The sequence below is a fragment of the Nocardiopsis ansamitocini genome, from assembly GCF_030268225.1.
GTDB lineage: Bacteria > Actinomycetota > Actinomycetes > Streptosporangiales > Streptosporangiaceae > Nocardiopsis_D > Nocardiopsis_D ansamitocini.
Map to the genome: position 1 here is coordinate 140,170 of NZ_BSQG01000010.1, position 10,991 is coordinate 151,160.

At 67.5% G+C, this 10,991-nt stretch carries 11 protein-coding genes and 1 CRISPR repeat array; of the genes, 3 read left to right on the forward strand and 8 right to left on the reverse strand.

Annotated elements, in window-relative coordinates:
* Positions 1-255: 255 nt before the first annotated feature.
* The 6 genes from QSJ59_RS21495 to QSJ59_RS21520 form a co-directional block, all read right to left on the reverse strand.
* Positions 256-729: a hypothetical protein gene (locus tag QSJ59_RS21495; protein ID WP_285761543.1), complete on the reverse strand. Its 474-nt coding sequence runs from the start codon at positions 727-729 to the stop codon at positions 256-258.
* Positions 730-804: 75 nt separating this feature from the next.
* Positions 805-1,017, reverse strand: a complete 213-nt coding sequence (locus tag QSJ59_RS21500) for a hypothetical protein (protein ID WP_285761544.1) — start codon at positions 1,015-1,017, stop codon at positions 805-807.
* 449 nt (positions 1,018-1,466) lie between these two features.
* Positions 1,467-2,288: direct repeats of the CRISPR family, unit length 29 nt; unit sequence GGGACCATCCCCGCGTGCGCGGGGAGCAC.
* A gap of 227 nt (positions 2,289-2,515) precedes the next feature.
* Positions 2,516-3,493 carry a CPBP family intramembrane glutamic endopeptidase gene (locus QSJ59_RS21505; protein WP_285761545.1) on the reverse strand — a complete coding sequence of 326 codons (978 nt, stop codon included), beginning with the start codon at positions 3,491-3,493 and terminating at the stop codon, positions 2,516-2,518.
* 109 nt (positions 3,494-3,602) lie between these two features.
* A complete protein-coding gene (locus tag QSJ59_RS21510; RefSeq protein ID WP_285761546.1) occupies positions 3,603-4,364 on the reverse strand; it encodes a MerR family transcriptional regulator in 762 nt (253 codons plus the stop codon).
* 191 nt (positions 4,365-4,555) lie between these two features.
* Complete coding sequence (locus QSJ59_RS21515; RefSeq protein ID WP_285761547.1) at positions 4,556-6,214, reverse strand: NAD-dependent malic enzyme; 1,659 nt, start codon at positions 6,212-6,214, stop codon at positions 4,556-4,558.
* Positions 6,215-6,230: 16 nt separating this feature from the next.
* A complete protein-coding gene (locus QSJ59_RS21520) occupies positions 6,231-6,380 on the reverse strand; it encodes a hypothetical protein (RefSeq protein ID WP_285761548.1) in 150 nt (49 codons plus the stop codon).
* Positions 6,381-6,514: 134 nt separating this feature from the next.
* Here QSJ59_RS21520 and QSJ59_RS21525 point away from each other — a divergent pair, with 134 nt between their 5' ends.
* Complete coding sequence (locus QSJ59_RS21525) at positions 6,515-6,652, forward strand: hypothetical protein (protein ID WP_285761549.1); 138 nt, start codon at positions 6,515-6,517, stop codon at positions 6,650-6,652.
* Positions 6,653-6,781: 129 nt separating this feature from the next.
* Here QSJ59_RS21525 and QSJ59_RS21530 read toward each other — a convergent pair whose 3' ends face one another.
* Both QSJ59_RS21530 and QSJ59_RS21535 read right to left on the reverse strand, forming a co-directional pair.
* Positions 6,782-8,092, reverse strand: a complete 1,311-nt coding sequence (locus QSJ59_RS21530; protein WP_285761550.1) for a hypothetical protein — start codon at positions 8,090-8,092, stop codon at positions 6,782-6,784.
* Positions 8,093-8,226: 134 nt separating this feature from the next.
* A complete protein-coding gene (locus tag QSJ59_RS21535; protein ID WP_285761551.1) occupies positions 8,227-8,388 on the reverse strand; it encodes a hypothetical protein in 162 nt (53 codons plus the stop codon).
* A 164-nt stretch (positions 8,389-8,552) separates the two neighbouring features.
* Between QSJ59_RS21535 and QSJ59_RS21540 the strand changes: the two genes are divergently transcribed.
* Positions 8,553-9,149 (forward strand): HDIG domain-containing metalloprotein, encoded by a 597-nt coding sequence (locus QSJ59_RS21540; protein ID WP_285761552.1) that lies wholly within the window; start codon positions 8,553-8,555, stop codon positions 9,147-9,149.
* Positions 9,150-10,321: 1,172 nt separating this feature from the next.
* Positions 10,322-10,648: a helix-turn-helix domain-containing protein gene (locus QSJ59_RS21545; RefSeq protein WP_285761553.1), complete on the forward strand. Its 327-nt coding sequence runs from the start codon at positions 10,322-10,324 to the stop codon at positions 10,646-10,648.
* Positions 10,649-10,991: the final 343 nt, after the last annotated feature.

The window sequence follows — 10,991 nt, forward strand, 5'->3', positions numbered from 1 at the left end:
TGGAACACCATGACGTAACGGCACAGTCAACCCTCGGCGGGTCCGGCGCCCCTGGGGGGGCAAACTGGGTGTCCCGGTCGCCCCGCAAGCGGCCCGCCTGTGGCCTGCCCGGGATCCCCGGGCGGCCCGGGCGGCCCGGGCCGTACAGATGCGAACGCGTCGGTCGTTCGGTGCCGGCGCGCGGATGCCCGCCGATGGAGCACCGCGATGCGTGGTCACCCCGGAGACCGGCGCGACCAGGCGCACGGGTCCGGGTCAGCCGGCGAGATCGACGCCGAGCGCGGCCAGCCCGCCGAAGCCGACGCCCCACAGGACGATCGCCACCGACTGCCAGAAGATCACCGAGTTCCGGGACGCGCCGAAGGAGATGGTCGCCGCCGACGTGATCTGACTGGCCAGCACCAGCGGCCCCAGCAGGCTCACCCCGGCGACCCCGTACCGGTCGAACCGCGCCTTGAGTTTCGCGCGACGCGGCGAGAGCTCGGCCTGCGGCCGGTCCCCCCGGACCCGCGAGCGCAAGCTGTGGGCCGCGTACACGGCGACCAGCATCGACACGAGGTTGCCGAGGATCGCGGCCGGGATCGCGACGAAGGGCGAGAGCCCCGCCACCACGCCGATCACCGAGCCTAGGTACGACTCGACGAAGGGGATCACCCCGAGCAGAATCACGGCGATCCACTGCAAAGCGGGTGACAAGGACTCGGTGAAACTCTGCAACTGCTCGAACATCGGCACTGCTTTCTTCGAGGTGGTGTCCGGTCTCGGCTGCACGGACACGCGTAGGGGTTCGGGTCGGGGGCGGTGCTAGGACGCCGCGAACCGGTCCTGCGCTCTTTCGGCGTCGGACACGGCCGGGTGTCGGATGCGCGGCAAACGCACCCGGTGCCCGGTGGTGGAGCGCTTGTCGTCGTTGGCGGAGCGCTCGGGCCCGTCCGGTAGACCGGTCCCGTGGCGGTGCCGCACGGCCTCGACCGTGGCCCCGGCGGGTTCCGCGGGTTGACGCGTGCTCCACGCCATGGCTGCCGCTCCCCTCCGTTCCCCGAAACGCTGCGTCCCGTGTTGGTATCCGCCATTGCAAACTATGCCGTCGGGGCATGGTCAACTCCGCTGGGGACCGCATCTCGTACCAGGTCGATGGCGTTCGCCACACCCGCGAAGCGGTGGGGGGACCGGCCGGTTCCCCGTCCGTGCGCCGAAACCCGAACGGGGACGCCGACACGACACGATGCGGCCGGTCGCGCGGCGACGGAACCCGGCAATCCCGCTCAGCAGGCGGGGCCGTACCGACAGGGGCAGGCGGTACGGCCGCCTTGCGCACGGGCTGTCAGGGACACGACCGGTAACGGTACCCGGCTAGGGGAATTCACCCCGTCGTCCAACTCAGGCCCGGGGACGAGGAAGCCCCGGGACCGAGTTGGACGAACACCCAACCACTGCCCGGCCCCTCCTGGTTTCAGGGGGGCAGCAGGACCATCCCCGCGTGCGCGGGGAGCACGGCGCCGCTGGCGGCAGGGGCAACACGATGGCGGGACCATCCCCGCGTGCGCGGGGAGCACTGCCCTGGGCGTGGACCGGCGCACCGTGGGGCGGGACCATCCCCGCGTGCGCGGGGAGCATCAGACCTCCGCTCAAAATTCCGGGATTCGACGAGGACCATCCCCGCGTGCGCGGGGAGCACTCGACGGTCTGGGTCTCGACGACGGCCGGGACGGGACCATCCCCGCGTGCGCGGGGAGCACAGCAGCAGCGCCAACGCCTCAGGCAGACCGATGGGACCATCCCCGCGTGCGCGGGGAGCACTTGCCGCGCCAGAGGGTGTCCTCGCGCAGGTGGGGACCATCCCCGCGTGCGCGGGGAGCACGGCGTCGATCATCGGTCCCCCGGTTGTTCGATGGGACCATCCCCGCGTGCGCGGGGAGCACCAGACCTGCTGCATGGCTCGCACGATGAACGGGGGACCATCCCCGCGTGCGCGGGGAGCACCGCTACGAGATCAAGCCCGGGGGCTGGATCAGGGGACCATCCCCGCGTGCGCGGGGAGCACGAAGTCGTTGGTCTTACCCGCGACGCCCAGGCGGGACCATCCCCGCGTGCGCGGGGAGCACACCCCGTTCCTGCGAGATCAAGTGCCATGTCTGGGACCATCCCCGCGTGCGCGGGGAGCACGAGCCTTTTGAATTCACTGATGAGCAGATCCGGGGACCATCCCCGCGTGCGCGGGGAGCACTGACCCAGATGCTTTTTAATTGGAGGATTACAGGGACCATCCCCGCGTGCGCGGGGAGCACTCTTCCTGACCTGGGACTCTACCAGTGGGTAACCCTTGTTTCATTCACTTGTCGAGAAAAGAACATCAGGCGCGAAAAGCCTTTTTCTTCTCAAATGATGCTCTTCGTCGTCACTTCTCCATGCTCGCCGGTCCCGTTGCAGCAACGCTCGAAAGCAGTCGGCTGCTGCACGGCGAAGCGTCACGGGAACGTTCTCGTCGTCACTTGCGCCCCGGAGCAGCGCGTCGTCAGCGCGAGCGGGCGTTCCCCGTTCGCACCGGCGGCAGCGGGGCGGTGACCGTGACGCCGTGGCGGCGGGCCATCCAGCGGACGAGGAACGGCACCGCGAGCATCATGGCCACGGCGAGGAGCATGATGGGGCCGCCCGTGCCGTTTCCCCGGTCGAGGATCGAGTCGGCCTCCCCCGCGAGCATGACGGGCAGCAGCACGAGGACGTTGTTGACCGCGTGCACGAGCACACTCGCCTCAAGCCCGCCGGAGAAGCGCACCATGAGCGACATCGCGATCCCAGCGGCCAGGTAGGCCGCGATCGACCACGGGTCGCCGGACAGGTGGATGAGGGCGAAGGGAAGCGCGGTGAACGCGGTGGAGAGCACGAACGCCGCCGTGGGGTCGCGCAGCCATGACCCCGTGGAACGCTGGACGAGTCCGCGAAAGCCGTACTCCTCCCCCGCCGACTGCAAGGGGGAGGTGAGGAGGACGATCGTGACCATCGCAACCGCCGTGCCGTCGAGGCGAATGCCGTCGACCGGCTGGAGCAGTTGGACCAGGCCCACGTACACGATCCAGACCGGGACGACCACGAGGGCGAGGCGCCCCGACCACCGCCAGCGGAACCCCCCTTCGACGGAGGACATCCAGCGCGGGCGCACCCCGAACACCGCCCACTGCACCAGCATGGAGACCGGGACGAGCGACGCGAGCATGAGGTTGTTCGCCAGCATCAGCCCCGGTGTCATGGTGAGGGTCCCGTCAGCGGGGTCCTGCGGAGCGGAGGCACCGGTGGCGGCGTCGATCAGGTTCGCGACCGGCAGGACGGCGAGCACCAGGAGGAGGAACGCCACGGCGAGGAACACGAGAAGCGCGAGGACACCGCGCCACGCTCCCGGGGCGGCGCGAAGCGCCTGATGGTACTCGACCCGCGTCTGTTGGCCGCTGTCGGTGGGGCCGAGCGGCGGGGCGGGGACGGAAGGACCGACGGACACGGGTGGACTCGATTCATGGTGACGGGCGCGCCCGGGATCGGTTTCGCGCGGGACGGAAAACAGCCGGCCGGGAAGAAGCCGACGGGTACGGGTGGGGCGGCGGCCTCTGCTAGCGGGTGGCTCCGGGGTCCTCGTCGCCGGCGAGTCTGGCCAGTACGGTCTGCTGCGCCGCGTTCAACATCTTGCGCCGGTAGGCGTCCAGGAGCGCCTGCGCGGTGCCGTCGAGCAGGATCGTGTCCGCCAAGGAATCGAGCGGCTCGGCCAGGGAGGCCAGGACCGCGGCGAAGCCGTCGACGAGGGCGGTGATCGTGTCCTCGTCGCTGGTGGCGGACAGTTCCTCGAACCGCTGGTTGACGGCGAGCAGTCGCGGCAGGATGCGCGGGTCGTCGAGTTCCTCGAAGAAGGCCATCATCCTGGTCCGGTCAGCGGCGCCCATCACCTGCCCCAGCAGGACGACCTGGCCGCGCGTCGACTCCGACAGCTCGGAGGGGTCGGCGCCCAGGAGCGCGGCGATGCGGCCGAGCTGCGGCGGGAAGTCCGGGGCCGTGCGCGCGGCCCGCGCGGCGGCGATGAGTTCTCTTTGCGCGGTGAGCCGTTCGATCTTCTGCGCGAACTCGTGGTCCAGGGCCGCCAGCATCGCGTCGATGTCGTCGGTGCTGTCCTGACCGTCGAGGATGCCGGCCGTCTCCACCAGCGGAATCCCGGCCGCGCCGAGGTTCTTGATCCGGAGGACCCTGATCAGGTCGTGCATGTCGTAGGAGCGGTGGCCGTTCTCCTGCCGTCGCGGCTCGGCGAGGATACCGATCTGGTGGTAGTGCCGCACCGTGCGGACCGTCACCCCGGCGAGTCTCGCGAGCTCCGCCGTCCTCACCGCGCGCCTCCCCGCGCCAGCGGGACGATCGGGGTCTCGTGGTCGCTTCGCACCGGGTGCGACCAACGGCCGCGTGTCTGTCGCATAGCCCCAGTGAAACCTATGACGTTACGTCACAGGCAAGTTCCGGGACACGAAACGCGAGGGAGGCGCCCTGCCGGCCGGGATGGAACAGAACACGGCGCGTGCCGTCAGCGCCTGCCGGACGCGGCGGTGTCCCGCCCGTACTCGGGTTGCCACATGGCGTCCTGGACGGCCTGGACGAGGTTGTCGTGCCGTACGGTGGCCACCCCTTCGTCGGCCGCGGCCCTGGCCACGGCGACGGCGACCGTGGCCGACGACGCCCGGAGGTTCTCGACCGGCGGCAGGAGCGAGGCTCCGGGGCTGCTGACGTCGACCTGTCCGGCGACGGCGTCGGCCGCGGCGAAGAGCATCCCGTCGGTGACGCGGGCCGCGCCGGAGACGATGACGCCCAGGCCGAGGCCCGGGTACAGCAGGGCGTTGTTGGCCTGTCCGATGGTGTAGGTCGTGCCGTCGCGTTCGACAGGGTCGACGGGAATCCCGACGGCGACCAGGGCCGCGCCCTTGGACCAGTCGAGCGCGTCGCCCGGCATCACCTCGATGCGGCTTGTCGGGTTCGACAACGGGAGCAGGATCGGCCGGTCGACACCCGCGGCGAGGGCCTCAACGACGTCCCGGGTGAACGCGCCGTGCACCGTCGACGTGCCGATGAGGATGGTCGGCCTCACGTGCCGGACGGTGGTGAGCAGGTCGACGGTCCCGCCGCCCCAGTCCTTCACCTCGGCCGCGGGACGCGCGTAGGCCGCCTGGTAATCGGGGAGGCCGTCCATGTCGTCGGTGACGAGACCGTCCCGATCGATCAGCCAGACCTGTGACCTGGCCTTCTCCTCGCTCGCACCGGCCCGCACCATTGCGGCGGCGATCTGGTCGGCCATGCCCGTACCGGCGGTTCCCGCGCCGAAGACCACAAGCCTCTGGTCGGCGAACGTGCCGCCGGTGACCTTCAGCGCCGAGATGACCGACGCGAGGACGATGGCGCCGGTGTCCTGCATGTCGTCGTTGAAGACGCGGTACGTGTGGGCGTTGTCGACGAGGATGCGGCGGGCGTTGGACGGCCCGAAGTCCTCGAAGTGCAGCAGTGCCTTGGGGAACAGGTCGGAGACGGTGGACAGGTAGGTGTCGATGAGCCGGTCGTAGGCCGCACCGGTGACGCGCGCGTGGCGGTTGCCCAGGTAGGCGGGGTCGTTGAGGAGGGCTTCGTTGTCGGTGCCGACGTCGAGGTTCACCGCGACGACCCGGCCGGGGTGCACGCCGGCGGCGGCGGTGTAGACGGCGAGCTTGCCGACGGCGATGTCGGTTCCGTTGACGCCCCAGTCGCCGATGCCGAGGATTTCCTGCGCGTCGGAGACGACGACGAGGTCGACGTCGTCGGGGCCGAGGTCGAGGCTTTCGAAGGAGGCGCGCACGTCCTCGATCCGGTCGATGGAGAGGTAGACGGCGCGTGATTGCCGGTAGTCGGTGCTCCACTGTTCGATGGCGTCGCCGATGGTGGGGTCGTAGACCACGGGGAGAAGTTCGGCCAGGTGGTCGAGGAGCAGCTTGAAGTAGAGGACCTCGTTGCGGTCGTGCAGGGCGTCGAGGTAGATGTACTTGGCGAGGTCGTCCGGCTTCTTCGTCAACTGCGCGTAGGCGCGCGCCGCCTGCTCGTCGAGGGTCTCGACGGCCGAGGGCAGCCGCCCGGTCAGGCCGAGTCCGGCGCGTTCGGCCCGGGTGAACGCGGTCCCCCGGTTGCGGGCGGCGTCTCGCAGTGTCGTCTGTGCGGTGTCCATGGTGTCCCCGTTCCCCTCAGGCGTGGTTGTTCGTGGCGGGTGCTCCTGCGGGGGCCACTGCCCAGATTCCCCGGTCCGCCATCTGCTGCGCGGTGATCGACGAGCCGATGCTGTCGAGCGCCCATTCCCGGGGCGCGGGCAGATCGGCCCGGAAATGGGCTGGCACGTCCGTGTACTGCGGCTCGTGCGCACCGCGGGCGGAGGAGAAGACGACGTCCTTCGCCCCACCGTCCGCGCCATTGGTTCCGAAAACGGCTTGGACGACGTGGAGGCGTACACCCGTTCCCGCACCCCGCCCCGGTGAACGAGGACGGGACGGTCACCGATTTCGGCAACACGGGCGCGCAGATGCGCCGGTGCTCCGTCAACGCGGCGGAACTCCCGCGGCGTTTCGGCGCGTCGCTGGACGCCGTCGTCGAAGAGGTCGCCTTGGAATGACGCGGATCTTCTCGCGTGCGCCACGGAAACACCGGTCGGGAGGACAACCGAGGAACTTCAGGGAGGTCCTCACAGCTTCTCGGTACCGGTCATCTCCTCAGGCGAGGGCCAGATGGCAGCAGATTTTCGTCAGGCCCGGAGTCTGCGGATCGCCAGGACGGATCCGTCTGGCCGTACCGAGACGGCCCCACCCCAGGATTCGTCCCACTTCGCATAAGGGTTTTGCTCTTGCCGGGCATCGACTTCACGCCTGTACTTGTTCACTCGCAGCCCGGAAAGGAGTTCGAAGAGGTCCGAGGCCAGACCGGAGAATGCCTCGACGCGTTCGCCGTTGAGGCGGAAAATGTGTTCTGTACCGACGCAATGAATGCCGAGGAGCGTGTGTTCCATATCCCGGACACTGCTGGTGACAGCATGTGACTGCCGCGTGTAGTTGTGGCCTCCCTGTTGCTTGATGAGGTAGGGAGCTGTCGCCTGGTTGTCCCCGGTGAAAGCCACCGCTCCGGCAGCGTCCACGCGGGCGAGGACACACCGGAACCACTCAGCGTCCCGAGGAAGGACGTGGAATCCGAGCATCCCCTCTTCAGGGTGAGGACCTTCAGCAGGTTTCATGATCTGCGGCGGCATTGGGCGATAACGCAATCTCACGTTCATTTCCTCCTCCTGTACCGGGAGGATTCCTCCGTCTCCGTCCGCATGAAGGGCGTGCACGACCACCGGCCCCTTCATACTCAGTTCCGTGCTGAAGACCAGGCTCGGAGTCTTGTTCCATGGTCCGATGTGCACCGCTTCCACATGGGCGGAAGCAGAGGCCAGCTGTGGATATGAAGAGGAACTGCGGCCGTGGTGACCCTTGCAGACGATGGGGAACACGATGGCCTGCTCGCCCGGCTTCCATACTTCGGCAAAGAAACGGGGACGGTACCGGTTGCCGGTCAAGGGCCATCCTGCACGCAGAACCGTTTCCACAGGCACGACGGAGACACGGTGGCCTCGATAGCGCTCCCGAAGGATGTGCTCGGCCGCCACGACCCCGAAACCCACACCCAATTCATGAGCTTGGACCGTCTTGTGTTGGCGCTGGGTGGACCGCCCTTCTTCCGAAAGGACGCTGTAGCCGTCTTCCCCTCGTGCTTCGAGGGCCAAAGCGTACTTCAAACAGCCCCAGTGCTCAGCAAGCCCCCGGGCCGACCCCTGCTTGTCGAGGGAGATCGACCTCCCCAAAGCGTGGAGAACACTCAGAGGCGCCACGCCCGAAGGAGAACTTTGCGTCGCGGGAAGAGACAGGAGTCGTGGTTTCCGGCGCGGCGGATCCTGTCTCTTCTCCTTGTACCGAACGTCATCTTTGGCAACCGCCGATTCGACCTTTCCGGCGAGCCCTTCCCCCGAGCTCAACGCAACCGATGACGGCTCGACAAGCCCTCGCAGGATTTTTTCCAACCCAGACAAGACATCCCCCACGCTTCAATGAACTCGCAGCTCCAAGGAAGAGAGTATTCAGGAACGAGCAGGAACACCCAAGAATCAACAAAAATTCTCTTTCAACGAAGAGGACTGCACCAGAAAAGGAAACGTCACGCGACTTTTTCCTCAAGGAAACCATTAGCCCCGCAGGCATCAGACACCCCGAGAAGCACTTGAGCAACCACCCCCACTCCGTTTTCATCATTTTCAATCCACAAGTTCTTTGATCCAACAAGAAAGCCGGAAAAGAATTGACTGGCGAGACTCTTCACTCTGCAAAGCGAGCCCCCGGGACATCGAAAGCCATTTTTTTGGCGACGCAAATTCAGAGCTGCCCGAACGATGGCCACTTGCGTGTCGTCAAGTGCAGTTCCACCGACTCTCGTCGCTTTTGAAAGCACCCTCGCCGCCGTGGAGTCCCACTAGTGTCGTGCGCATGCGCATTCCGACGGACGCCGAGATCCGCGACCTGCATGAGAAGTACGCCCCCTCCCCCGAAGCGTTCGAACTCGTCTACCGGCACTGCGAGATCGTCAGCGTCGTCGCGGAGCAGCTGCTCGGACGCGGCCTGGTCGACGTGGACGCCGATCTCGTGCGCGCCGGGAGCCTTCTCCACGACATCGGCGTGTACTCGCTCTACGACTCCTCTGGCAAGCTCGACCACGCGAACTACCTCCGCCACGGAATACTGGGGCACGCGATTCTTTCCGGAGAGGGGCTCCCCGAAGAGATCTGCCGTTTCTGCTCCCACCACACGGGCGTCGGCCTGAGCCGCCTGGACGTCCGCACCCAGGGGCTCCCGATCCCGGTCGACGACTACCTGGCGGAGTCGCCGGAGGAGGAACTGGTCATGTTCGCGGACAATTTCCACAGCAAGACGGAACCGCCGGTATTTGTTTCGCGGACATCCTGCGAAAAACGCCTCCGACGCTTCGGGGAGGACAAGGTGGCGGTGTTCGACCGCATGGCCGACAGGTTCGGCGAACCCCGCCTCGACCCGCTGGTGAGGACCTACGGGCATCCTTTGACCTGACGCCCGTGGTCGGCCCGCCGTGGTGACGAGCCGTCCGGTGCCCGGACGATTGTCCGGGCACCGGACGCGCCCGTATCGCGAACGGCCGGAGTCGGTGGAAGAGCGGAACGAGGTAGACGAGCTCAAGAGCTTCGTGCACCGCGCCGACGAGGAGCACCCCGACGCCAAGCGCGTAGAGCCGAATGTCGCCGACGAGGCCCGCTGCGCAGCCCGCCCACCGCGTCACCGGTTCGAGTCGCCGGCACGGGAGCGTCGACCGCCGAAGGATGATCACGCCGAGTGTCGCGCGGACGTGGGCCTGCGCTCGACGACGAGGCGGCGGACCGCCCTTCCCCCACAAGGGGCCGACGGCACGTTTCGTCTCGACAGCGCTCCTGAACGGGACTCCGCCACACAATGACCGTGGACACCGTCCCACGCTCACCCAAGCCGTCCACGTCCGGATTACCTTCATGGAAGACACGCGAAAATCTATAGTGACCGGAGTAGACATCCGTCAGAGGTGTTGCTACATTTTCTGTCGTAGCCACAGAGATCCACGGCAGGGCCACCGGATGGGCCGGTGGAAACGCAGAACCGGTGTCTCGCTCGGACATGGGGATACCGCAGCAGTAGAGCAGGTCGGCTCGACCGGTGTGCACGTGCTCCAAGACACCGGGAGCCGGTAGGACAGCAGGACCCGGACGTTCCGCCTTTACGGGGGACTCCGCAGCAGGAGGAAGGACGCAACAAGGCTCGACCGACGCGCATCGCTGGACGGCGCCGGGAGCCGGTAGGACAGCACGACCGTAGGACCGGTGTCTCGCTCGGACATGGGGATGCCGCAGCAGTAGAGCAGGTCGGCTCGACCGGTGTGCACGTGCTCCAAGACACCGGGAGCCGGTAGGAACGAAGTTGCAAGAAGCGCGTGAAATTTGAGATCGAGAGGAGCAGATGCCATCAGGATCGCCCGGGTTCGGGAATGTTCGACTCGGGTACCGCAGGCCCCGGATTGGAAGAAGGTGGTCCACGGTCACACAACCGCGATCCCCGCGATTCCTTCCTAGCTGTACCTCGGAATGCGGAAGACCGGCAGCAGCCGGTAGGTGGTATTGAACTCTCGGGCCCCAGCGCCAAACGGCGCTGGGGCCCTCGACGTGCGCTCAGGAAAAGAGAAGAAGGAAGAGAAGCGCTTGTCCCGTCCCAATACCGGTGACCGGTTCGACGATGATGACTATCCCGCCTACACCATGGGCCGCGCGGCGGAGATGACCGGCACCACACCGGCGTTTCTGCGCGCTCTGGGCGATGCCCGGCTGATCGAGCCTCTGCGCTCTGAGGGCGGCCACCGCCGCTACTCGCGCTATCAGCTCAAAGTCGCCTCTCGTGCCCGCGATCTCGTTGACGAGGGTATGCCGATCGAGGCGGCCTGCAAGATCATCATCTTGGAGGACCAGTTGGAAGAGGCGTTGCGGATCAACGAGGCACAACGCGCCGACGACCCGCCCGCGCAGTCGTGAGGGTGCGCTGACGCTTTTGTCCCAGCGGCCCGAGGGTCCATCCCCGCGTGCGCGGGGCTCACTCCACGGCCAGGGCGGTGTCGGGGGTCGGTCCATCCCCGCGTGCGCGGGGCTCACAGCACCGCGCGCAGGGTGGGGGACATCGTGTTCGGTCCATCCCCGCGTGCGCGGGGCTCACCGGGAGCGCGTCGACGGTCCCGGGTGGCAGAGAGGTCTATCCCCGCGTGCGCGGGGCTCACAGCACCGCGCGCAGGGTGGGGGACATCGTGTTCGGTCCATCCCCGCGTGCGCGGGGCTCACCGGGAGCGCGTCGACGGTCCCGGGTGGCAGAGAGGTCTATCCC